This is a genomic window from Bacillus sp. cl96 (assembly GCF_900100505.1).
GTDB classification, from domain to species: Bacteria; Bacillota; Bacilli; order Bacillales; family Bacillaceae_G; genus Bacillus_A; species Bacillus_A cereus.
In genome coordinates this window covers 389,621-412,178 of record NZ_FNDM01000001.1, presented here as the reverse complement: position 1 = coordinate 412,178, position 22,558 = coordinate 389,621, and the positions used below count along the sequence as shown (strand labels likewise).

Genomic DNA, 22,558 nt, shown 5'->3' with positions numbered 1-22,558 from the left:
GAAATAGAGAGCTGATTGCTCTCTATTTTTTTCAATAAAAACAAATAACAATAAATATTTATGTTGGTGCTAATTTCATAAAAGAGATACGATTATAAGACTCGATTAAAATAAAGGGGGGGGGATTGTAAGTGATCATATCAGATGTACTATACGGAGAATTTGAAGTGGATCAAGTAGTAGAAGAATTAATTTCAAGTAAGTCTATGCAAAGACTAAAGGGAATTCATCAAAATGGCGCAAGTTACTTAGTGAACGAGAAATGGAATGTAACGCGCTTTGATCATTCAGTTGGTGTTATGTTATTAGTTAAAAAACTAGGTGGTTCAGTAGAAGAACAGATCGCTAGTTTACTGCATGACGTATCGCATACTGCCTTTTCCCACGTGATTGATTACGTTTTTGATAATGAAGATGAAAGTTATCATGAAGAGATATTTAGTTCTGTTGTGAAAAACTCAGAAATTCCAGCGATCCTTGCGAAGCATGGTTATAACTATGAAGATATTTTATTAGATGATTCGAAGTGGACATTACTGGAAAGGTCAGCGCCCGAATTATGTGCAGATCGAGTGGATTATACGTTACGAGATATGTATACATACGGATATATTTCTTTAGAAGAGGTTCATAGATTTTTAGAGGATATTATCGCAGTAGAGGGGAAAATGGTCCTTCAAAGTATCGAAATGGCAGAGTGGTTTACAGAAACGTATTACAAAGAAGTAATCGATTTCTTTATGAAACCAATGAATATTTACGGAAATGATATGTTAGTGAAAACGTTAAAGTTAGCTCTTCATAAAAAGGTTATTCATGCAGATGATTTCCTTCTTGAAGATGCTGAGCTTATTTCGAAATTGCAGCAATGTAATGATTCAGAAGTCCATGCTTTATTAAGAAAAGTTCATCCCAATGTAAAAGTAAAAGAAGATAGAGACGATTACGATTTGTATCAGAAAAATAAAGTCCGTCTTATTGATCCTCCGTTACTTCGTGAAGGTGAAGTTATTCCAGCATCTGTTGTGTCAGAAAACATAAGACAGATGAGTGATATTGCTTATGAAAAAGCGGTGAGAGGGATGTATGTGAAAGTGATTTCGAATTAAAAAAGAAGTAGCGCATCGTTTTTAGAGCGCTACTTCTTTTTTATTAATGATCAAACCAATTCCAAATCTCAATATCTCCAAGAGTCGCATAACGTACGTGCGGGGAGTTTTGTAATTTTAATAACTCTTTCGATGGGCCAGTAATAACAATTCCGTATACTTTTACACCGTTGTCCTTTACATATTGATAACGTTTATCTAAGTTTAGTTCTTTCTCAGAAAGCGCTGATATTTTGCTTACCGTTTTTTTATGGATAGAAAGGATGCGCATCATTTCGGTTACTTTGTCTTCTTGCGTTTTCTGCCCGTCAGTTTCATTATCGAGGAATCTTACATGTTCTGGAAACCCTATAGCTTCTCCGCCATGTAGGATATAGTCATCTACATTTTTTCTTTCTTGTCCTGTATCTAAAGCGTACCATACAGGAGTTGGAGGGAGTTCTTGTGCCTCGAATGTGCTATATAAAAGCGGTTCTAATTCTTTTAAAGTGTAAGCTTTATCAAAAGAAATTGCTACTTCTGCAACGGTTCCATCATGTACTTTTGCAAGTGTATCCCATACTTTTTTTGATGAATCCTTTAAATAATCACCCTGCTCTGTTTTTGGATGAACAAAGAAGAGTTTTGGTTGATAGAACGGATTCATCCAAGTTCGCTTCGTAACATCTACAGATGATAAGAAGCTTTTTGTTTCTATTGTACCGAGGGGCATTTCTTTTTTACCGACGGTTCGTACTAAATCAAATTGGCTATTCGTACGGAAAAAAGCTTCTACACTTGTTCCGCCTCCCATAACACGGCTATTTGGGATCGTTGCTTCAAGTGCAAGCGAAGGAACCTCTCTAATTTCTTCTAGCCTTTTATCATTATTAGCTTGAAAATAAAAGGCTGATAATACCCCGCCGATTATATAGATAACGATGCAAATTGATAATATAAAACCAAACGTTTGTAAACGATGTTTCCACTTAATTCTCCAAAAAGGAATTTTAAGATTTTTTGGAGGTAACTTTTTCTTAATTGGTTCTGTTTTTGTTAACAGCTCATCTAAGTAAGCTTCACACTCTTCACATGACTCAATATGACTTTCTAACAGTTCTTGTTCATCATGCGTGAGCGTTCCATTTTCATACTTCTTCCATAGTTTTTTAAATTCTGTACAACCCATCCGTATCACTCCTTTATGCTTTTCGTGTCTTTCCGTCCCCTGTGTAATTCAATTTTCACTTTCGCTAATGAGAGACCAGTCATTTCTGCTATTTCCTTATAGGAGAATCCATAGTAATCTCGTAGTAGTAGGACATTTCGTCTTTCGAGCGGAAGAGAAGATAAACTGTCTAACCAACTAGCAATCTCATGTTTTACGAAATATTCATGTTCTGTACTGGGCACGTTTGGTAAATGGAATTCTTCCACTTTTGTTGTTTTATATTTTTTCTCTTTTCGATACCAATCGATAAAGGCGTTGTAGGCAATTGTAAATAACCACGGCCTAATTTCTTCGCCTTTGTAATAATCAATATGGACGAGCATGCGGTAAAATGTTTCCTGCATGAGATCTTCCGCACAGTGAGAATCTCCGGTTAGGGAGAGAAGATAGCGAAATAAATCATGCATATGATCTGAATAAATGTCTTCTAATGATTGTTTGCGTTTCACTAATTTCCCTCCCTTCATACATAACAACGAAATACATATAAAAAAGTTACAATTTTTTATGGAATTATAGTAAAAAACGTCAAGAATTGGATTGCGTTCTCTTTTATCATAATACATATAAGGCGGGTGAACAGAGATGGAAAGCTATGAAACACAAATTCAAAGGTCAATTGATTATATTGAGGAAGATGTAATGGAAAAACAAACGCTGCGTAATTTAGCTCGCATTGCAGGTTTTTCTGAGTCGCATTTTCATCGTGTATTTCAGGCATTAGTAGGTGATACAGTAATGGAGTATGTTCGAAAGAGGAGGTTAGCCCGGGCAGCTTATCAACTTTCTCATACGGCTGAAAAAGTTATTGATATCGCGTTTGAACATGGCTTTCAATCTCACGAAACGTTCACGAGAGCCTTTAAAAAATTATTTCAAATGACACCGAGTGAATATCGAAAACAAGAAATCGAAACACCGATGTATTACAGAGTGAATGTAAAGCAAAGAAAATTAAATCCGTATTTAGGGGGCATACAAATGGAATATCGTATTGTAAATAAACCAGAATTTTTAGTGGCGGGTTATGAACTGAAGACGACAAGTAAAGAAGGGAAAAACCATCAAGACATTCCAGCATTTTGGCAAGAATATTTACAAAAAGATCTTGGGACAACAATTCCGAATCGTAAAGATACGAGCCAATGGGTAGAGCTTGGATTATGTACTGATTTTAATTTAGAAACAGGGGACTTCACTTACATTATCGGAATGGAAGTTATAGACTTTGAAAATGTACCAAATGAAATTGCGAAGCGTACTTTCCCGGCAGCAACATATGCAGTATTTACAACGCCGAAAGTTCCTCATGAAGAAATGGTATCGTCTATCCACCAAACTTGGAATGCAGTATTCTCAGAATGGTTTCCGCATTCAGGCTATGAACATTGCGGCGTTACAGAGTTTGAATTATACGATGAGCGTTGCCACGAAGATAAGAGTGAGTTTGCACAAGTAGAGCTTTGGATACCGGTGAAGAAAAAATAATAGGGTAAGAGCGAATCATTGGGAGATGGTTCGCTTTTTCATAAAAGGGGAAATGGGAAAATGTTCAAAAAACTAGAATGTGTATCTATACATACGAAAGATATAGAAAAATCAGTTTCTTTCTATAAAGAAATGGGAATGAAGCAAAACTGGATGATAGAAAGAGAACTAGAAGAAGGGGGTATTTGGACGTTAATAGGATTGAAGTTTCCAGATGAGAAAAGTTCAGAGTTAGTAATAAGCAATCATCCGGATATTAATTTTACGGAAGTCGAAGTATTAGTAGAAGATGTACAACAAACGTATGAAAGTTTAAAAGATAATAAAGATGTAAAGTGGATTCGCGAACCATTTCCAACAGAATCAGGACATGTTGCAGTAATGGAAGCACCTGATGAGAATGTGTTTGTGTTAGTAGGGAAATAGCTGAAATATGGAGTGACCTTTCATAGTGAGTTATGAAGGGTTATTTTTACTTTGTATAGTAGTAGAGGAAGTAGGTTAGTATTGTCGGTTTTTGTCGGTAAGTCGATATATCTAGAAAATCGCTGATATAATTCGAGTTGCGCCGATATAATTTCATATACCGATAAAACACCTCAAAAAAACGATCCACATAATTTCAATTACTGTAAAATCAACCCAGAAAAGAAAAAAGACGCCACATAGCGTCTTTCCTACGAACGAAACGGAAATACAAGAATAATCGTCGTTCCTTTTCCGAGTGCACTATCAACGGAAATTGTCCCGTTATGAGCATGAACGAGCTGTTTTGTAATGGCTAGGCCAAGTCCAGTTCCGATGTTGCTTTCTTCTGTGTTTGTTCCGCGGTAATATCGTTCAAATAGAAGTTCTTTCGTTTTTTCATCCATTCCTTTTCCGTCATCTGAAATGGAGAGTGTAAAGGAATTAGCGTTTTGTGATAATTTTACGATGACAGTAGTTGTTTCGTTATTATGTTTTACAGCATTTACTAGTAAGTTTTCGATAATACGCTGGAACCATTTTTCTTCAATGAAATATTGAATTTTATTTGAGCTCGGTACGAATTCAATATTTTGATTTTGGAGTGTTGGATTGTTAATAAATTGCAATAACACTTTTTGAACGAACTGATTGATTTCAACGTTTACGTGTTGGGCAGGAAGGCTGTTATTTTTTAATTGATACGTTAAGCTTAAATCATCAATTAATGTTGTCATATATTGAGATTTCTCTTTCATAACACTACCAAATTGCTGAATATCACGATCAGTCCAGTTATATTGATTCGATTCGAGTAATAATGCGTAGCCATATATAGAGCTAAGTGGTGTTTTTAAGTCGTGTGTTAGACCGGTAATCCATTCTTCTCGTGTTTGCTGGAGGACTTGCCTCATCGCATCATTTTTTTTGAGTGTAATAGAAAGGTGTTCTAGTGAACTTGTTACATCTCTAAACAAACGGAATGACCATTTTTCTTTACCAGATCGCCGGAACCTGACGGGTTTTCCTTTTTTACTAATAGGTTCTTCATACTTTCCACCAGCGATATTTTTAAGCCAGCGCATCGCATGTAATAACGGTTTCCCGAATTTATTACCGTACCAAATAGAAAGAATGACTAAATAAACAAATACGATAAGAAGGATTAATCCACATCCGATGAGAAACTTCTTAGTAAATACATCTTCAATTTCGTCACCTGGATAGTAGTGCTCATTTTTTGCAGTTACAACGAGAAGGTTGCCACTATTTGCATCGTAAAAGCTAGACGTATTTTCTTTATGATTCCACGGTTCTTTTTCATTAAGGGCGATTTGTATTGCTGAAAATGTTTTTTTCTTTCCAGCTGGATAGGCAAAAACCTCTTCGCCATTTTGATTAAATATTTGAAGTGCTGCTTTTTCTTTAGACAGTAACTGTTTTTCTTGATCTGTTAATGTGAACGAATCCATCGTTAAAGAGGAGTGATCCTTTTGAATTGCTGTCAGTAACGCATTGCTTTTTAACATACCACCATAAATAACAAGTACTTTCTTTTCTTCTAATTCAATTTCCCAATATGTAAATTTATAATTACTTTCGATATGATGTTGTATATATGCGACTAAAGATGTCTTCGTATAAGCATTCGGAACATCATTTGGTGTATTAAAGTGGTAGAGGATTTTTCCGTTTTCATCTACAACTTGGAGCCAATCATTTTTCTCCTTTATTAAATCTTGCACTTCAGATTGTAACGAAATATGCCCATCTTCTGAAGAGATGTATCTTGAAATTGTAAAACTATCAGAATCTGGAATGTTAGGTTCGTATAAAGTACTAGTAAGAAGAAAAATTAAATAAGTAAAAGCAGCAACTACAGCGATAAGTAATGTAACTAAAACAAAAACGTGTTGCATGATAAATTGAATAATAAGTCGTTTATTAAAATTCATATCGTCACCCTACTTTGTAACGAACTTATAACCAAGCCCGCGAACGGTTTTTATATATTCTGGTTTACTTGGATCATGTTCAATTTTTTCACGTAGTTTTCGAATGTGGACCATAACAGTGTTGTCATCGCCATTATAGGCAGGTGCTCCCCAAACTTTTTCGTATATTTCCTCTTTCGAAAATACGTAGTTCGGATTCTCGCAAAAGAAGAGTAGTAGTTGAAAGAGTTGAGCGGAGCATTCGACAATGTGCCCATCTACTGTTAGTTCTGCAGAGTGCTGATCAATTTCAAATCTTCCAAATGAAATCGAGTGTGATTTTTGTTCGTGTGGTACGGTTTGTTTCATATGTCTCCGAAGCTGTGCTTTCATGCGTGCTACTACTTCTAATGGATTAAATGGTTTCGTAATATAATCATCTGCACCGTATGAAAATCCGGATATTTTATCTAAATCAGATGCTTTTGCTGATAGGAAGAAAATTGGACAATCTGTTTGTTGGCGAATGATTGGACAAATATCAAAACCAGATTGTCCAGGAAGCATTACATCTAAAATAATTAAATCGTAATTGTTTTGCTTAGTTAGAGATAAAGCCATTTCAGCTGATGTTGCAGTTGTAATATGAGAAAAGCCTTCTTTTTCAAGAATGGTAGTTAGTAATTGTAAAATTGCTGTTTCATCATCAACGAGTAAAATATTTGCTTGGTACATAAACATCCCTCCTAATTTTCTCGAATATCATATCATCATTTTGTAACTTATGGAATTTTTAAGGAAATTTTAAGGTTTTCTTTCGCAAAAAATTAAGAATCAAATGATATGATAAAAGTAACATAGGGGAGGAGATGAGTGTGAACCCGTTTCAAGTGATGCGAGCTAGATATTTTTTAATTGTATTTGCACTATTAATTTTAATAGCGAGAAGTAGTGGCGATTTGCTAACAAGTATATTTCATATACAAAATTCTTCTTTTATAAATATCCTTATATTCTATATCCTTCCGATGGTATGGATTTCTTATGAGTATAGAAAGCACCACATTTCATTTTCATTATTTGTTAATAAAAATGAAACATTTAACTTGGTACAAGTTTTATACATTACGGTTATGTTATGCATGTTTAGTTACGGGTATCTTATTTTGTATATGTATAGTTTTGCATGGATTACACCGGACTTTATTATGAACGCCCTGCATGAACCAATTGTAGATAGTACTGGGGGATATGTATCTCAAGTCATTAGGGTCGTATTCATCGCACCAATTATTGGGGAATTTGTTTTTCGCGGATTTTTACTTCAACGTTTTGCAACAAAATGGGGAACGAGCATAGCGACCATCGTTGTAGCAATATTGTTTGCGTTGTTACATGTTGATTTCCTCGGTGCAGCCATATTCAGCATCGTATTGTCAATCGTATATATTCGTACGAAAAGTTTACTCATGCCAATTGCAATACATATGTTAAACAATGCATTTGTAATAGGTGCGTCTTTTCTAATAAGTAGAGAAAAAATTATGAGTTTTGCCGATTTCTCAAATTATACGACATTCTTTCCTGGACTTATTATTTTTATAACAGGATTAAACTTAGTACTTATCTTTTTATTTGTTAATCGCAAATATTGGAGTAAAGAAGTGCCAGTTATATATGCAGAGCAGGAAAAGAGCTTTTCAGATGTAGTCGGGAGTAAATGAGATGAAGAAGACGGTTGAAAAAATATTAAAAGACATTATAGATTCTACGTCTATTACAGATATGTGTGATAAAACATTTTGTAATCGGCTTCAACCTGTAGTAGATACGATTGTGTTTCCAGAGTAGTACTTATTTTCTAGTACTCATTTAAAAGAAAATATTATTTCTCTTCTTATTGTGTTCGGGGTTTTACTAATATTTGGTCTAATTGTAGAAGAAATGATGAAGCGCATCTTCAGAAAGAATGAAGAGAAGTATATGTGGATTCATAAAGTATTCGAGAAAGTAATGGTGGCTTTCCTTTTGTTTTATGGTATAAAAACAATCATTTACTTTATAGCTTTGAAACATCATTAATTCGAAATTTGAAAGGGATGTATAAAATTATATGAATGAAACGATATCATCAAATAAGTTTTTTTATTTGATTTTACTTAGTCTAGTGTTAATAACGACAGTGAATGTTATTTTGCGCTGGGAGGAAGCTTATTTTTTCATGTATTTAGCGCTTCATTTGCTAGGGATTTTATGTATAAGTGGTGGAGTCGTTACTGAAAAAAAGAATGAAGAAAGCGTTAATTATATGTGTGTGATCGGTCTTGTTTTACTTTTAGCTGTACAGGGGATTATGAAATATAGTTCTTTCTCTTTACAAGATTTTAGTTTATTAATAGATGTACTTCCTTAAAGAGGCTCTTTATGTTATCTAAAAAGCAAGTAGGGTACGTGTTGGTTTGCAAGTGCGATCCTTATTCCGGATTGTGAACCGAAGAAAGTGTTTAAAGATAGGCAAAACTCTTCTTATGTAGAAGAGTTTTTTTGTAAATAAAAGGATTTCGAGCAATTCACATAATAAGCTTGTTCTAATTTAGCGTGTATGAACTTACAATAATAATAGACAGGCAGCATAGAGGAGGGAATAGCGTGAGGAAGGTTATCGGTTGGTCGCTTTTTTTGTACGTTGGATTTGCGTTACTTATATATTGGTATTTATTTGGATGGAATCATGAACTTATTCCGGACATGTATAAGGGAACGAGTGCAGATCCAGAAACGTTTATGAGTGCTAGAGAGCTTACGCTAAGCCAAGATTATTCGCGCGTGAAAAATTTACTATACTTTTTAGCGACGCCTCTTGAATGGATTATTTTATTATTTGTACTTGTGCTAGGTATTTCAAGAAAGTTTGAGAAATGGTCGAAGGAAACGACTAAAATAAGTGTTTTGCAAGTTGCGATTTATTTCTTTTATTTATCATTACTGACAACAGTGCTTGCCTTACCGATGCAATGGATTGGCCGGAAAGTGTCCGTTGATTACGGCATTTCAACGCAAAGTACACAAAGCTGGATAAAAGATCATGTTATCGGTTTTTGGGAAAGTTATGCGACTATGTTAATTGTAGTTACCGTTCTATTATGGCTTATCCGTAAATTTCCGAAGAGATGGTGGCTCGCAGGATGGGCACTCTCTGTTCCATTTACAATCTTTTTAACATTCATACAGCCTGTCGTTATTGATCCGCTTTATAACGACTTCTCGACGCTGAAAAATAAAGAATTAGAAACGAAAATTTTAGCGATAGCAGACAAAGCGGACATTCCTGCTAAACACGTATATGAAGTAAATATGTCAGAAAAAACGAATGCATTAAATGCTTACGTAACAGGAATTGGCCCTAACGCCCGTATTGTAATGTGGGATACAACGCTTAAGCAGTTAAAAGATAAAGAGATTTTATTTATCATGGCCCATGAAATGGGGCATTATGTTATGAAGCATATATATTTTGGCGTTGCAAGTTATGTATTGCTATCGTTTATAGGTATGTTTTTAATTAGTCGTATTATAAATATGTGTATTCGCAAATGGGGAGATACATTGCAAATTTCAAAAGTGGCATGTTTCTCCATTTTACCTTTATTTTTCTTAATTTCTTCTATACTCTCATTTGCAGTACAACCAGCAACAAACTATGTTTCACGTATAGAAGAAAGAGCGGCAGATCAATATGCTTTAAATATGACGAAGGACGGAAAATCTGGTGTGAAAACTTTTCAATATTTATCAAAAACAAGTTTAAGCCAAGTAAATCCGCCTGCGTTAGTGAAGTTTTTCTTATACACGCATCCACCAATTTTTGAAAGAATTCATGCGTTTGAACAATATGAGAAACAAAGAAAAAAGGAGTAGCTATTATGCTACTTTTTTTTATAGAAATATAAGTTTCATATTGGGAATATTTATCATTGCTTTTTATTGCGATTTTGTAAATAATAAGCTATAAAATTCTAAAAATCTATATATAAAGGAATAAAGGTGAAAAAATGTATTTTTTACAAAATTTAAAAGTGAAATATAAATTATTAGCGCTTATTTCATTAGCAGTTTTAGGTATGGTAATTATAAGCAGTGTAGCAATTCATTCTATTAATAAGATTAAGCACGATACAGAGGTTGTAGTAGATGATTATCAATATTCTGCAATTTTATTAGAAGGAATGCTTCGCACACAAAATTCACTAGAATATAACTTATTAGAGTTAATTACGGCATCACAAAATGAAGTGGCAAATAAAGAGGGAATAATTGATAATATTGAAAAGGATCTTAAAAAATATGATTCTTTATTAAAAGAATATGATGATGGTTTTAATTTAAGTAAGCAAGAGGATGAACTGTTTCAGAAGATGAAGAAATCTTTGCCAAGTTATAAAGATACATATAAGAAATTATTTGAAAAGGCGAAGGCAACAAACGAGCCACAAATGGTAAATGAATTTCAGAAGGAATTAAAACCGAAGGGAATAGAGTTAGCTGGTTATGCAGTGGATCTAGAATCGTATGTTTCAAATTTAGCTGACCAAGTATTTAAAGATTCTCAAAAAATGATTGATCGTTCCGTTATTACCTTTATCATTCTTGTAGTAGTTACTACAATCGTTATATGTATAGTAAGTTATATTATTAGCAAGCTTATAGTTGCTCCTTTACAAACGGTTAGTCGTATGATGGAAAGAGCGAAAGAAGGAGATTTAACCGTACATGGTGATTATACTGCTAAAGATGAATTAGGTGTATTAGTAAGTAATTTTAACGAGATGATTGCAGGGCTAAGAACAAATATGCAAGAAGTAGAGAATAATATTCAGCTTTTATTTCAACATGCAGACGGAGTAGTATCTGCATCAGAAGTATCTAGTAGTGCAGCGAAGAAAATCACTATGGATATTGAAGAAGTTGCAAATGGTGCAGAAAGTCAAATGCAAGCAATGGAACAAACTGCGGGTGCGATGGAAGAGTTGACACAAGGAATGCAGAGTATAGTCAATACATCATCCTCTGTAAATGAATTATCTGCTCAATCAGCATTAGATGCAGAGAATGGTAACAAATTAATGAAACAAATGATTCAACAGATGGATACAATTCAAAATTCGGTACATAGCGGTGTGAAACAAGTAGAGACTATGAAAGAACAATCAGAAGAAATTGTTAAAATCATTGATGTAATGCAAGGTATTACCTCCCAGATTAACTTATTAGCATTAAACGCCGCAATTGAGGCTGCACGTGCTGGTGAAAGTGGTAGAGGATTTGCAATTGTGGCAGATGAAGTGCGGAAATTAGCAGAACAATCTAGTGATTCTGCAAAACAAATTGAGAATCTTATTACTCAAGTTATGGGAACAACGAACCATACGGTACATATGATGGGGAAAGTAGATAATGAGGTACAGGCAGGTACACAAGTAGTAATGCATACAGAAAAAGTATTTGGAACAATTACAGAAAAGGTACAGCAAGTATCTGAGCAAATTCAAACGGTATCTATGTCTACAGATGAAATTGCAGCGAGTAGTGAGGAAATCTCGGCTTCTGCAGAAGACATGGCTCAAATTTCTCAAAGATCATCTGACCGAACTGATAGGGTAAAAGAGTCTATTCAACAGCAAGAAAAATCTGTTCAAGAGATTTCGATTTCAATTGAACATATGCATAACGCAGCAGGAAAACTAAAACAAATAGTTGCCCAATTTACTCTTCAAAAGTAGTAGCATATTTGAGTGTTAATAAAGATAAAAAATCATCCTCTTTTAAGAAAAAAGGATGATTTTTTTATCTCGTTATTTGCTGGGCAGTAAGACCCCCACCTCAAAATTCAGCGAAAAATGCTACCCCTGAAATATAAACCATGAATATAGTAGCCTCCACTAGGTATCTCCTTTAGGTGCCAATAAAGGGAAGTTATAAAGTGAAAAGGAGTTTATAAAGAGATTGTAGAATGTTTTAGTATATAACACCTTAGATGTGACAACTTCCTTTTTGAAAAAGAAAGAAGGGAGTATAAAGCAGAAAGGTAGTGGAAATATTTCTTCTAGAAGATTTACATTTTATCTTACATTCACCAAAAAATAATACTCCTGAAACAATGAAGTTCATTTTATTTGAATGAAATAGGGAGAGAGGACAATGAAGAAAAAAATATTGGGTGTAATGATGATTGCGACAATGGCAGGAGGCATATTTGCAGGGACGAATGTGACGCCTGTAAAAGCGGAAGAGTATCCACAAATGATTGTGTTTGAAGATGTTCCATACGGATTTTGGGCATATGATGCTATTATGGACTTAGCATATCATAAAATTATATTAGGGTATGGAAACGGGAAGTATGGTGTTGGCGATCTTATAACACGTGAACAAGTAGCTGGGACTATTTACAGAACACTTGAGATAAAAGAAGAAGGGCCAGTAGCGAATCCATATAAAGATGTTTCTGATAGTACAACAACTTTTAAAAAGGAAATTTTGGCGTTAACAAAACGTGGTGTTTTTTCAGGGGATGGCCAAGGGAATTTTAGGCCGAAAGCACCAATCTCTAGAGCGGAAATGGCTGTCATTTTAAAACGAGCATTTCATTTTGAAACGAAACAAAAACATACATTTAAAGATATTCCAAAAGGCCACTGGGCAGAAGATGCAATTAGTGCGTTACAATCTAATAATGTTGTGAGAGGAACTGGGAATGACATGTATGAATTAAATCGCCCTGTACCTAGAGAACAATATGCTCAGTTTATTAATAATGCGATTATTAATTATCATTTGAAAGAGGATTGGAAGTAGAGTGAAATATGAAAGCACAAATAGAAATATTTGTGCTTTTTTGTTTGTTTAAAAAAGAATTATTATTCGTATTTATGTATTTTTATGGTTATACACAAGCTTTATAATCAACCCGATGAAAAAGACATGATGTTTAATATGATTCACAAAACCGTCACGAAATGTGTCGAAAAATATATTGTCACTATACCATTTATTCTGTATATTTTTAAAAAAACATATACATATTGGGGAGATAATTTGATGAGCAAAAAATTATTAAAAACAGCTACAGCATTAACAATTATGGGTGGGGTGTTATTCTCAGCAGAGAGTAACAGTGTAAAAGCGGAAAGTGCACCGTTGCAAAAAACAAATACAATTGTATTTAAAGATGTACCACAAGGGCATTGGGCATATGAGGCAATTCATGAATTAGCGGAACAAGAAATTATTTTAGGATATGGCGATGGAATATTCGGTTTTGGGGATAATGTAACACGTGAGCAAGTTGCAGCTTTAATTTACCGTGTGTTTGATATGGAAGAACAAGATGAATATGAAAACCCATATGGAGATATTGATGAAAATTCAACAAGCTTTATCGAGGAGATATTGGCTTTAACGGAAATGGGAATTTTCCAGGGAGACGAGAATGGAAACTTTAGACCGAAGGCGACGTTAACGCGTGCGGAAATGGCACAAGTTCTTACGAATGCTTTTGACTTACAGGCAAAGGGATCTCATAACTTTAATGATGTTTCAACAAATTCATGGGCAACGAATGCAATTAGTGCAGTACAAACAAATGGTATTACAATGGGAATCGGAGAAGGTAAATTCGGTCCGTCTATGAAGGTAACGAGAGAACAATACGCACAGTTTTTACATAGAGCAATATTGCATGATATGGAACAAGGGCAGTAATAAAGTTTAACTAGTCAAAGTGAAATTTAAAAATAATACAAAAAGGTCGTTGTTGTATAACAGCGGCCTTTTTTGTATGAAATAAAGCGCGAAAGAATGGCGTTTTGAAAAAAAATGAAATGAATTTTCAAAAAAAACTTCCTTTTCTGAAGATTTGTTATATAATATAAAACATGAAATCAAATCTGTTATAAAACAGTTTAAGAAGGGGATGCTAATATGTCGACGCAAACTTCACGGGTTACACTCGTTGGAGAAATGTTACCAGCGTACAACGAAATATTGACACCTGAGGTGCTTAGTTTTTTGAAGGAACTACATGAGAATTTTAATGAGCGCCGCATAGAACTTTTACAAAAACGTGTAGAAAAACAAAAGAGAATTGATGCAGGGGAGTTTCCGAAGTTTCTAGAAGAAACAAAACACATACGTGAAGCGGATTGGACAATTGCCAAGCTGCCAAAAGACTTAGAGGATCGCCGCGTAGAGATTACTGGACCGGTAGATAGAAAGATGGTCATTAATGCTTTAAATTCAGGAGCGCATCTTTTTATGGCGGATTTTGAAGATTCGAATGCACCAACTTGGGAAAACGCAGTTGAAGGGCAAATCAATTTACGAGATGCAGTAAAGGGAACGATTTCACATGAAAATGATAAAGGGAAAGAATATAGATTAAATGAGAAAACAGCTGTACTCATTGTACGTCCAAGAGGATGGCATTTAGAGGAAAAGCATATGCAAGTTGATGGGAAAAATATGTCGGGTAGTTTAGTAGATTTCGGCTTGTATTTTTTCCATAATGCGAAAGCTCTTTTAGCAAAAGGGAGCGGCCCATACTTTTACTTACCGAAAATGGAAAGTTATTTAGAAGCGAGATTATGGAATGATGTATTCGTATTTGCTCAAAAATATATCGGCATTCCAAACGGAACGATTAAAGCAACTGTGTTACTAGAAACGATTCACGCTTCGTTTGAAATGGATGAAATTTTATATGAGCTAAAAGATCATTCTGCTGGCTTAAATTGCGGAAGATGGGATTATATTTTTAGCTTTTTAAAGAGTTTCCGTAATCATAATAAATTCTTACTACCAGATAGAGCACAAGTCACGATGACGGCGCCATTTATGCGTTCGTATTCTTTGAAAGTAATTCAAACATGTCACCGCCGTAATGCACCAGCAATTGGAGGAATGGCGGCACAAATTCCGATTAAAAATAATCCAGAAGCAAATGAAGCAGCTTTTGAAAAAGTGCGTGCTGATAAGGAACGCGAAGCTTTAGACGGTCATGACGGGACTTGGGTTGCCCACCCTGGACTTGTACCGGTTGCAATGGAAGTGTTTAATCACATTATGAAAACACCAAATCAAATTTTTAGAAAACGTGAAGAAATATGTGTAACAGAAAACGATTTACTAGAGGTACCGGTGGGAACGATTACAGAAGAGGGCCTTCGCATGAATATTAGCGTAGGTATTCAATATATTGCATCTTGGTTAAGCGGACGGGGAGCAGCACCCATTTATAACTTAATGGAAGATGCGGCAACAGCTGAAATTTCAAGAGCACAAGTATGGCAATGGATTCGTCATGAAGGTGGAAAACTAAATGATGGTCGTAATATTACGCTTGAATTAATGGAAGAGCTAAAAGAAGAAGAATTAGCAAAAATAGAAAGAGAGATTGGTAAGGAAGCCTTTAAGAAAGGGAGATTCCAAGAGGCGACAACGTTGTTTACAGATCTCGTTCGAAATGATGAATTCGTACCATTTTTAACATTACTGGGTTATGAAATTTTATAAAAAATGAAAAGGGGATGGAACAAATGAAAAACGAAAGAATCGAGAAGTTACAAGAAAGCTGGGAATTAGATGAGCGTTGGAAAGGGATCACACGTCCATATTCGGCAGAAGATGTAATTCGCCTGCGCGGGTCAATTGATATTGAACATACGTTAGCGCGTCGCGGTGCTGAGAAGCTTTGGACATCGCTTCATACAGAAGACTATATTAACGCACTTGGCGCATTAACAGGAAACCAAGCGATGCAACAAGTAAAAGCTGGGTTAAAAGCGATTTACTTAAGTGGTTGGCAAGTAGCAGCTGATGCAAACCTTTCTGGACATATGTATCCAGACCAAAGTTTATATCCAGCGAACAGCGTACCTGCTGTAGTAAAACGAATTAATCAAACGCTTCAACGTGCGGACCAAATTCAGCATATGGAAGGAAGCGATGATACAGACTATTTCGTACCGATTGTAGCAGATGCAGAAGCTGGATTTGGTGGGCAATTAAATGTATTCGAACTGATGAAAGGTATGATTGAAGCAGGTGCATCAGGTGTGCATTTTGAAGATCAATTATCTTCAGAGAAAAAATGTGGCCATTTAGGTGGAAAAGTACTACTACCAACGCAAACAGCAGTACGCAATTTAATTTCTGCACGCCTTGCAGCAGATGTAATGGGAGTGCCGACAATTATCGTTGCAAGAACAGATGCGGATGCAGCTGATTTAATTACGAGCGATATCGATCCTGTTGATAAAGCATTTATTACAGGAGAAAGAACACCAGAAGGATTTTACCGTACGAATGCAGGTCTTGATCAAGCAATTGCGCGCGGTTTAGCGTATGCACCGTACGCAGACCTCGTTTGGTGTGAAACGTCAGAACCAAATTTAGAAGATGCAAAACGATTTGCGGACGCAATTCATAAGGAGCATCCAGGGAAGCTACTTGCATATAACTGCTCACCTTCATTCAACTGGAAACAAAAACTAGATGAAAAAACAATTGCAAGCTTCCAAAAGGAAATCGCATCTTACGGTTACAAGTTCCAATTCGTAACACTTGCTGGATTCCATTCATTAAATTACGGTATGTTTGAACTAGCACGTGGCTATAAAGAGCGCGGCATGGCAGCATACTCTGAACTACAACAAGCAGAATTCGCAGCTGAAAAACATGGCTACTCTGCAACACGTCATCAACGCGAAGTAGGAACAGGTTACTTTGATGAAGTAGCACAAGTGATTACAGGCGGAACTTCATCAACGACAGCGTTAAAAGGATCTACGGAAGAAGCACAGTTTACGAAATAAAAGGAAGGGGCACCTTTTTGAAAGGTGCCCCTTATTATTTTTCGCACGATTCGAGAGTAAATAAAAATATATCGACGATTTTTTCGATATATCTATCATAACTTAAAATATATCAACGATTTTTCAAATATATCGACGATTCGACAAAGGATATCGACTTACCGACAAAAAAGACAATATGATCAAATCCACTCAGCTCCATGATCACGAATAAACTTCATATCTTTTTCATAATGCTCTAAATGTCCTTCATCAATCATTCTTTGGAAATTCAAGTCGCCTTCTTGCGCTTTTCGTTTCATATATGTACATAACCCTTCTAATCGAAGCGACACCATTCTTAAGTAATCTTCATCCATATTTTTATCATAGGACTGAACGAACAAATTCATCCTCTCTTTAATGCGATCTGCATGTTGCGATGAGTCATAATGAACGGCTTTACCGGATTCTGTATAATACACTCTACTTAAAGGCACACAAGTATAGAGTGTATAAGCGATATCCCATAGTCTTGGACCAGGAGCAGCAACATCGAAATCAATAATCCCTACTGGCTTCTCATTATTAAAAATAATGTTATATATGGCAAAATCATTGTGACATAAAACCTCAATGTTATTTGGAGTATGATCCATCGGTTTCCAATCATCTAATAACGGAAAATCACTTACAGCATCATGGTAAAGGCGGAGCATCTTTGCTATTTCTTTTAATACATCATTAGATCGCATATATTCTTTTAAAGGATAATTGCCAGCTTCTCCTTCAATAAAGGATAAAATCTCTCTATCCTTTTCATCTACACCTAAAAACTTTGGAGCATAATGAAATCCTTTGTTTTCTAAATGTTGCAATAACTTATGAATCTTTTCACTGCCTGGCTTTAACTCTCGCCGAACAGTATTTTCAGAACGATATACGCTTGAGACGTTTCCCCCTGTTAGTCTTTCTTCTTTAGCGTAGTTTGACATGTGAAAATTCCCCCTGTAATTAAAAAATCCAATTCCAAATAGTGAATAGACCAATAACGGCAGAAAAGAGAAGGAAAGCAAGCAATGCTAGACAGCCAAAAGGAACTAGCTTATCTTGCCATGTTTCTTTATACTCATAAATTAACTCCTCTGCTACTTTCTTCTGTACTGAAGATAAAGATTGATCTTTATACAAACCTTTTATATGGTTAGAATCGCCTTTAAACTTTAAAGCACGTGCAATATGATGAGGACTATTTCCCATTGATTTTTCAAATAATAAACATGATTCATGCATAATGTCTGTTTTATGCTCCTCTAGATACCAGTAACGTCCAGCCATTTCCGGATATTGTAATTTATAATAAATATCTCCGAGTTGCTTTCGAAGATGTAATTCATTTGGGTATGTAAAGATGAGGCCATGCAATCTATCTCTTGCTTTTCCAAGATTATTATTTTCAATATCCTCTTCAATTCTTTTTAATGTTTTTCTAGGAATTTTATTGGTCATAAACTCCTCCTTATTTGGAATAGAGATAATTATATTTTATAAGAAATACTAAAAATTAGAAATTCTATTTTCGAAAAAGATTGTACATTTTATTTTAATGTGCTATGATGATGTCAGTTGAATAGTTAAATTAAGCAATCCATATGTTATCAAGTGCTGAAAACGAACGAGAAAAAGTATGTGAGAACTAGTTTATGTTTCGTATTTGATAATGTGTGGATTCTTTTTTTAGACAGGAAGACTAAAAAAATTAAATTTGTATTTTCTTAGGAGGAAATAATCATGGCAGTAACAGGACAAGTAAAATGGTTTAACAACGAAAAAGGCTTCGGTTTCATCGAAGTTCCAGGCGAAAACGACGTATTCGTACACTTCTCTGCAATCGAAACTGAAGGTTTCAAATCTCTAGAAGAAGGCCAAAAAGTTAGCTTCGAAATCGAAGAAGGTAACCGTGGACCTCAAGCTAAAAACGTAATCAAACTATAATTTTATAGTTGATGATGGAAAAAAGGATGGCTAATGCCATCCTTTTTTTTGTTGTGGGGAAAGTTTTTTCAGAGCCTGTTTTTATATCTAAATCTCTTTTTCTATGTTACAACGGGTGAAAAATTATCTGGAATGCGTATTAGTTTCTGTAGAAGAATTAGTTCAGCAAGAGTATTTGCTGCGTATGATAGTAAATAACTATAAATTTGTATTCTCTATTGAAATAGGGGAATCTTTTCCAGATAGACCTTGAGTAACATCTTTTTTGTTAGTGTTGTTGTTGGAATTTTGTACGTTTTGAGACGATGTTTCTAACAGTTGTTCTTGTTCCTTACTAGGGGTATTCAGAGCATCTGAGGGGATGCTATTAACCTGCTGGCTTAAGAGATTTTCTTTGTCCATAGTATACAGCTCCTTTTTGGAATTCGATAAAAAGCAATGTAATTATAAATAGTTACTTATATATATTGTGTTTTTGAATGACATTATATACAAAACTTATATTACAAAGTTAACTAATTAACGAATTGTTAGTGATGGATAAAGATGTACAAATTTGAAGTGTTTAATAAAAATTAAAAGCGGGTAACAAGTACCAATACTCTTTCTCATGTTTTATATAAGGACCATATTACAAATCAAAAAAGATGTAGGGAACCTTGGGAGAAAATATAGTTGTTTTTTAGGGAGAAGAATAAATAAAATGATGCTACAAATGTAAAAAGGCATTCCATAAAGGAAGGCCTTTTATTGTTCTTGTCCTGATTTTTTCTTCTCACGTTTTTTACATTCTGGACATTTTGATTTACGAAACGGTTTAGCAAAGAATAGCAGAATGAAAAATAAACCGAATATAATACTAGCTGAGTTTTTCACGATAATGACGCTACTATTTTTCATTTGAATCGATGGTTGGATCTCTTTTTCCTCCATAGTGGCCCTCCATATATTGGATTTACATTTTAATTATAGCAAAGTTAATTGTTTTCATGATGTGAAAATAGGAAGGGATAATAAATATTTATAGGTAGTATAAATGCTGTTTTTATAACTTTAAAATTAAATAATCACTATATAGTGATTTTATTATTTAACAAATGTTTGATAAATGATAAAAAATTGTAAAAAAGCGGAACTTGTAAGCTATTTCCTTTTCATAGATGCTAAAATTATATATGCAGCTGCTAATATAAATGGAAAAAAGGAGATAATGGAGTATGGAAAGTAAAGTGGAACGCTATGTCGAAAATTATGTTGTAACGAAAAATACGATGGCCTTACTTCCTGTTATTCTAAGTGAAAAGAAAATTGTTACGCGAGTCGTTGAAATGAATGATTCTTTTTTCGTATTTCAAAAACCTCTAGATATTATAGAAAGAAGTTGCCGCAAGCATGGCTCTAGTTTCTTAGGCAGAAAAGAAGGAACGAAAGAGTTAACTCATATTACACATAAAGCACCGATTGCGATTAGTCCAGCAGATCAACTTTATTTTTTCCCTACCTATTCTTACTCTAGAAAAGAGTGTGCTTGGTTGTCTCATTTTTATATTGAAAGTAATAAAGAATTAAAAGATGGAAATCTTATTATTAGATTTATAAATGGCTTTGCTGTGAAATTAGAGATATCAAAAACTAGTTTTGAAAATCAACAAAATCGTACAGCGAAATTACGTACTGAATATGAAGATCGTAGGAAAAAACAAGGGAATCCTTGTTTTAAAGAGGTTGATAAAAAAGAGGAATCAACATTAAGACCCGCTTATGAGAGTGTGTATTTTGTGAAGGAAGGCGAAGTGTGAAAGGATGGGGGAATCCCCATTCTTTTTTGTTTATCCTGTTATTTGTGGGCAGTAAGACCCCCGCCTCAAAATTCAGCGAAAGCAAAGAAGTTAAGCGGGGGATCAACAAAATCCCCACTGATTAAAGTTTCACTTTATCAGTCTTTGTAGGTAAGGCGATATATTAGAAAAACCGAGTTGTAATTGTTATATTTAGAAAATCACCATTGTAATTTCATTTACCGAAAAAATCAAAAAAACAATCTAAATAACAAAACGAATGACACGTCCTGTCGAATATTGATAGATTATCATAGCTAAATAATGAAGGAATTCTTATGAAAGATATGGAAACTTTAATAAATACATCTCCATATGTCGTATCTACCATTTCCTCTTTCATATAAGCAATGATACAGTAGGGATAGTATTTAGAGTAAAGGGGTAAAGTGTAGAATGGATTTTCAGACAATCAAAGAGTATTTTTCACCAGAAAATATGGATCATATTGTTGAGAGTTATAAAGCGTTCGGACCACTTCTTGGTATTGGTTTACCGATGATAGAGGCGTTGATTCCAGCATTACCGCTTATCGTATTTGTACTGGCGAATGCTGTTGCATTTGGCTTTTGGCTCGGTTTTCTTTATTCATGGCTTGGATCAGTAATGGGTGCATTACTTGTCTTTTTCATCATCCGCCATTTTGGTCGCAGTCGTTTCTTTTCGTTTGTAAATAAGCATGAGAGAGTACGAAAAGCAATGGGGTGGATTGAAAGGAAAGGATTCGCACCGATTTTTGTTATATTTTGTTTTCCGTTTACACCGTCAGCGCTCATAAATGTTGTCGCTGGTTTATCCCGAATTAGTGTAAAACAGTTTGGTCTAGCGTTAGCATTCGGAAAACTTGTGATGATTTTTATTTTAACGTATATCGGTCATGATTTAATGTCATTTATTCATAATCCGGTGAAATCAGTTATTGTAGCGATTGGTATTTTTATTTTATGGTATGTCGGTAAGAAAATCGAAGTAAAGTTAGAACTACATTAAGAATAGTCTTCTTTGTAAAGGAAAGCTTCAGTATTAAAGGATAAGGGGAGAAGCAGATGAAGAAAACTTTGAAAAAAGAAGGCATGGAGTGGATACGAACAATTTTAATTGGTGTATTATTAGCTGTATTTTTTCGAACGTTTTTCTTTTCAACGTATGTTGTAGAGGGGAAGTCAATGATGCCGACATTGCAAGATGGCAATATGCTAGTTGTAAATAAGGTGAGTTATCAAGTTGGGGACTTGAACAGATTTGACGTTGTGGTATTTCATGCGAATAAAAAAGAGGACTATGTAAAGCGGATTATCGGTTTACCTGGAGATCATATTGAATATAAGCAGGATAAGTTATATATAAACGGTCAATTTATTGATGAGCCGTATTTAGAGAAGTATAAGAAAGAGATAAACGGAAGGCAACTAACAGGCGACTTTACATTAGAAGAGTTAACGAAAGAAAAACTGGTGCCACCTGGGTTTATTTTTGTAGTAGGTGATAACCGGCTCGGGAGCTGGGATAGTAGACACTTTGGCTTTGTAAAAGCTGATACAGTCGTCGGTAAAGTTGATTTGCGATATTGGCCAATTCAAGAGGTGCAAACGAATTTTTCAAAAGGTTGATATAATAGATAGAAGTATAGAAAAAGGCAAACAACTCAGTTTGTCTTTTTTCGTGTCCT

23 protein-coding genes and 1 pseudogene are annotated in these 22,558 nt (G+C 34.8%); 16 read left to right on the top strand and 8 right to left on the bottom strand.

The features are described 5' to 3' along the window. Positions 1-131 precede the first annotated feature (131 nt). Positions 132-1,109: an HD domain-containing protein gene (locus tag BLT20_RS02260; RefSeq protein ID WP_000587075.1), complete on the top strand. Its 978-nt coding sequence runs from the start codon at positions 132-134 to the stop codon at positions 1,107-1,109. Positions 1,110-1,152: 43 nt separating this feature from the next. Here BLT20_RS02260 and BLT20_RS02255 read toward each other — a convergent pair whose 3' ends face one another. Beyond that, positions 1,153-2,277 (bottom strand): anti-sigma factor, encoded by a 1,125-nt coding sequence (locus tag BLT20_RS02255; protein WP_000501945.1) that lies wholly within the window; start codon positions 2,275-2,277, stop codon positions 1,153-1,155. Positions 2,278-2,282: 5 nt separating this feature from the next. Next, the gene (locus BLT20_RS02250; protein ID WP_139372005.1) at positions 2,283-2,786 is read right to left on the bottom strand and encodes an RNA polymerase sigma factor; all 504 of its coding nucleotides are present in this window, start codon (positions 2,784-2,786) and stop codon (positions 2,283-2,285) included. Positions 2,787-2,904: 118 nt separating this feature from the next. On the opposite strand from BLT20_RS02250, the gene BLT20_RS02245 reads away from it, so the two are divergent. Further along, a complete protein-coding gene (locus BLT20_RS02245; RefSeq protein WP_000446826.1) occupies positions 2,905-3,807 on the top strand; it encodes an AraC family transcriptional regulator in 903 nt (300 codons plus the stop codon). Positions 3,808-3,867: 60 nt separating this feature from the next. Beyond that, entirely contained in the window at positions 3,868-4,233 is a 366-nt protein-coding gene (locus BLT20_RS02240) for a VOC family protein (RefSeq protein WP_000473638.1), read from the top strand. Between the two features lie 251 nt (positions 4,234-4,484). On the opposite strand, the gene BLT20_RS02235 is transcribed toward BLT20_RS02240, so the two are convergent. Together BLT20_RS02235 and BLT20_RS02230 are read right to left on the bottom strand one after the other, a co-directional pair. Continuing rightward, positions 4,485-6,227, bottom strand: a complete 1,743-nt coding sequence (locus BLT20_RS02235) for a sensor histidine kinase (RefSeq protein WP_001010450.1) — start codon at positions 6,225-6,227, stop codon at positions 4,485-4,487. Positions 6,228-6,236: 9 nt separating this feature from the next. Further along, the gene (locus BLT20_RS02230; protein ID WP_000283871.1) at positions 6,237-6,941 is read right to left on the bottom strand and encodes a response regulator transcription factor; all 705 of its coding nucleotides are present in this window, start codon (positions 6,939-6,941) and stop codon (positions 6,237-6,239) included. A gap of 140 nt (positions 6,942-7,081) precedes the next feature. On the opposite strand from BLT20_RS02230, the gene BLT20_RS02225 reads away from it, so the two are divergent. The 9 genes and pseudogenes from BLT20_RS02225 to aceA all read left to right on the top strand — a co-directional run bounded on the left by BLT20_RS02225 (position 7,082) and on the right by aceA (position 17,077). Continuing rightward, complete coding sequence (locus BLT20_RS02225) at positions 7,082-7,930, top strand: CPBP family intramembrane glutamic endopeptidase (protein ID WP_001067985.1); 849 nt, start codon at positions 7,082-7,084, stop codon at positions 7,928-7,930. A 1-nt stretch (position 7,931) separates the two neighbouring features. Further along, a pseudogene (locus BLT20_RS30730) lies at positions 7,932-8,288 on the top strand (hypothetical protein). Positions 8,289-8,319: 31 nt separating this feature from the next. Continuing rightward, a complete protein-coding gene (locus BLT20_RS02220) occupies positions 8,320-8,619 on the top strand; it encodes a DUF2101 family protein (protein ID WP_001006050.1) in 300 nt (99 codons plus the stop codon). A gap of 236 nt (positions 8,620-8,855) precedes the next feature. Next, on the top strand, positions 8,856-10,124 hold the full coding sequence (locus tag BLT20_RS02215; RefSeq protein ID WP_001233315.1) for a M48 family metallopeptidase: 1,269 nt from the start codon (positions 8,856-8,858) through the stop codon (positions 10,122-10,124). Positions 10,125-10,258: 134 nt separating this feature from the next. After that, complete coding sequence (locus BLT20_RS02210) at positions 10,259-11,986, top strand: methyl-accepting chemotaxis protein (protein WP_000273762.1); 1,728 nt, start codon at positions 10,259-10,261, stop codon at positions 11,984-11,986. Between the two features lie 418 nt (positions 11,987-12,404). After that, positions 12,405-13,061 (top strand): S-layer homology domain-containing protein, encoded by a 657-nt coding sequence (locus tag BLT20_RS02205; RefSeq protein WP_000727102.1) that lies wholly within the window; start codon positions 12,405-12,407, stop codon positions 13,059-13,061. 138 nt (positions 13,062-13,199) lie between these two features. Then, positions 13,200-13,967 (top strand): S-layer homology domain-containing protein, encoded by a 768-nt coding sequence (locus BLT20_RS02200; RefSeq protein WP_127063856.1) that lies wholly within the window; start codon positions 13,200-13,202, stop codon positions 13,965-13,967. Between the two features lie 219 nt (positions 13,968-14,186). Beyond that, complete coding sequence (gene aceB / locus BLT20_RS02195; protein ID WP_000107335.1) at positions 14,187-15,776, top strand: malate synthase A; 1,590 nt, start codon at positions 14,187-14,189, stop codon at positions 15,774-15,776. Positions 15,777-15,799: 23 nt separating this feature from the next. Then, entirely contained in the window at positions 15,800-17,077 is a 1,278-nt protein-coding gene (gene aceA / locus BLT20_RS02190) for an isocitrate lyase (RefSeq protein ID WP_000787346.1), read from the top strand. Between the two features lie 182 nt (positions 17,078-17,259). Here the strand turns inward: aceA and BLT20_RS02185 are convergent, their stop codons facing one another. Then, a complete protein-coding gene (locus BLT20_RS02185) occupies positions 17,260-18,051 on the bottom strand; it encodes a phosphotransferase (protein WP_000073795.1) in 792 nt (263 codons plus the stop codon). A gap of 19 nt (positions 18,052-18,070) precedes the next feature. Further along, on the bottom strand, positions 18,071-18,565 hold the full coding sequence (locus BLT20_RS02180) for a DUF6584 family protein (protein WP_000182393.1): 495 nt from the start codon (positions 18,563-18,565) through the stop codon (positions 18,071-18,073). Positions 18,566-18,847: 282 nt separating this feature from the next. Between BLT20_RS02180 and cspA the strand changes: the two genes are divergently transcribed. Beyond that, positions 18,848-19,051 (top strand): RNA chaperone/antiterminator CspA, encoded by a 204-nt coding sequence (gene cspA, locus BLT20_RS02175; RefSeq protein WP_000301522.1) that lies wholly within the window; start codon positions 18,848-18,850, stop codon positions 19,049-19,051. 198 nt (positions 19,052-19,249) lie between these two features. Here cspA and BLT20_RS02170 read toward each other — a convergent pair whose 3' ends face one another. Both BLT20_RS02170 and BLT20_RS02165 read right to left on the bottom strand, forming a co-directional pair. After that, positions 19,250-19,453, bottom strand: coding sequence for a hypothetical protein (locus BLT20_RS02170; RefSeq protein ID WP_000356917.1), 204 nt, complete (start codon positions 19,451-19,453; stop codon positions 19,250-19,252). A gap of 345 nt (positions 19,454-19,798) precedes the next feature. Further along, positions 19,799-19,984, bottom strand: coding sequence for a hypothetical protein (locus tag BLT20_RS02165; RefSeq protein ID WP_000391373.1), 186 nt, complete (start codon positions 19,982-19,984; stop codon positions 19,799-19,801). 284 nt (positions 19,985-20,268) lie between these two features. Between BLT20_RS02165 and BLT20_RS02160 the strand changes: the two genes are divergently transcribed. From BLT20_RS02160 to lepB, 3 genes are all read left to right on the top strand, one after another. Further along, a complete protein-coding gene (locus BLT20_RS02160) occupies positions 20,269-20,850 on the top strand; it encodes a competence protein ComK (RefSeq protein WP_000444443.1) in 582 nt (193 codons plus the stop codon). Positions 20,851-21,285: 435 nt separating this feature from the next. Continuing rightward, positions 21,286-21,879, top strand: a complete 594-nt coding sequence (locus BLT20_RS02155) for a TVP38/TMEM64 family protein (protein ID WP_000347517.1) — start codon at positions 21,286-21,288, stop codon at positions 21,877-21,879. A 56-nt stretch (positions 21,880-21,935) separates the two neighbouring features. Beyond that, positions 21,936-22,499 carry a signal peptidase I gene (gene lepB, locus BLT20_RS02150; RefSeq protein ID WP_000751919.1) on the top strand — a complete coding sequence of 188 codons (564 nt, stop codon included), beginning with the start codon at positions 21,936-21,938 and terminating at the stop codon, positions 22,497-22,499. Positions 22,500-22,558: the final 59 nt, after the last annotated feature.

What these genes read in the sequence shown, in the direction of transcription:
- BLT20_RS02255 (WP_000501945.1), bottom strand. Translation starts at nt 2,277, where the DNA reads ATGGGTTGTACAGAATTTAAAAAACTATGGAAGAAGTATGAAAATGGA.
- BLT20_RS02250 (WP_139372005.1), bottom strand. Translation starts at nt 2,786, where the DNA reads ATGAAGGGAGGGAAATTAGTGAAACGCAAACAATCATTAGAAGACATT.
- BLT20_RS02245 (WP_000446826.1), top strand. Translation starts at nt 2,905, where the DNA reads ATGGAAAGCTATGAAACACAAATTCAAAGGTCAATTGATTATATTGAG.
- BLT20_RS02240 (WP_000473638.1), top strand. Translation starts at nt 3,868, where the DNA reads ATGTTCAAAAAACTAGAATGTGTATCTATACATACGAAAGATATAGAA.
- BLT20_RS02235 (WP_001010450.1), bottom strand. Translation starts at nt 6,227, where the DNA reads ATGAATTTTAATAAACGACTTATTATTCAATTTATCATGCAACACGTT.
- BLT20_RS02230 (WP_000283871.1), bottom strand. Translation starts at nt 6,941, where the DNA reads ATGTACCAAGCAAATATTTTACTCGTTGATGATGAAACAGCAATTTTA.
- BLT20_RS02220 (WP_001006050.1), top strand. Translation starts at nt 8,320, where the DNA reads ATGAATGAAACGATATCATCAAATAAGTTTTTTTATTTGATTTTACTT.
- BLT20_RS02210 (WP_000273762.1), top strand. Translation starts at nt 10,259, where the DNA reads ATGTATTTTTTACAAAATTTAAAAGTGAAATATAAATTATTAGCGCTT.
- BLT20_RS02205 (WP_000727102.1), top strand. Translation starts at nt 12,405, where the DNA reads ATGAAGAAAAAAATATTGGGTGTAATGATGATTGCGACAATGGCAGGA.
- BLT20_RS02200 (WP_127063856.1), top strand. Translation starts at nt 13,200, where the DNA reads ATGATTCACAAAACCGTCACGAAATGTGTCGAAAAATATATTGTCACT.
- aceB (WP_000107335.1), top strand. Translation starts at nt 14,187, where the DNA reads ATGTCGACGCAAACTTCACGGGTTACACTCGTTGGAGAAATGTTACCA.
- aceA (WP_000787346.1), top strand. Translation starts at nt 15,800, where the DNA reads ATGAAAAACGAAAGAATCGAGAAGTTACAAGAAAGCTGGGAATTAGAT.
- BLT20_RS02185 (WP_000073795.1), bottom strand. Translation starts at nt 18,051, where the DNA reads ATGTCAAACTACGCTAAAGAAGAAAGACTAACAGGGGGAAACGTCTCA.
- BLT20_RS02180 (WP_000182393.1), bottom strand. Translation starts at nt 18,565, where the DNA reads ATGACCAATAAAATTCCTAGAAAAACATTAAAAAGAATTGAAGAGGAT.
- cspA (WP_000301522.1), top strand. Translation starts at nt 18,848, where the DNA reads ATGGCAGTAACAGGACAAGTAAAATGGTTTAACAACGAAAAAGGCTTC.
- BLT20_RS02170 (WP_000356917.1), bottom strand. Translation starts at nt 19,453, where the DNA reads ATGGACAAAGAAAATCTCTTAAGCCAGCAGGTTAATAGCATCCCCTCA.
- BLT20_RS02165 (WP_000391373.1), bottom strand. Translation starts at nt 19,984, where the DNA reads ATGGAGGAAAAAGAGATCCAACCATCGATTCAAATGAAAAATAGTAGC.
- BLT20_RS02160 (WP_000444443.1), top strand. Translation starts at nt 20,269, where the DNA reads ATGGAAAGTAAAGTGGAACGCTATGTCGAAAATTATGTTGTAACGAAA.
- BLT20_RS02155 (WP_000347517.1), top strand. Translation starts at nt 21,286, where the DNA reads ATGGATTTTCAGACAATCAAAGAGTATTTTTCACCAGAAAATATGGAT.
- lepB (WP_000751919.1), top strand. Translation starts at nt 21,936, where the DNA reads ATGAAGAAAACTTTGAAAAAAGAAGGCATGGAGTGGATACGAACAATT.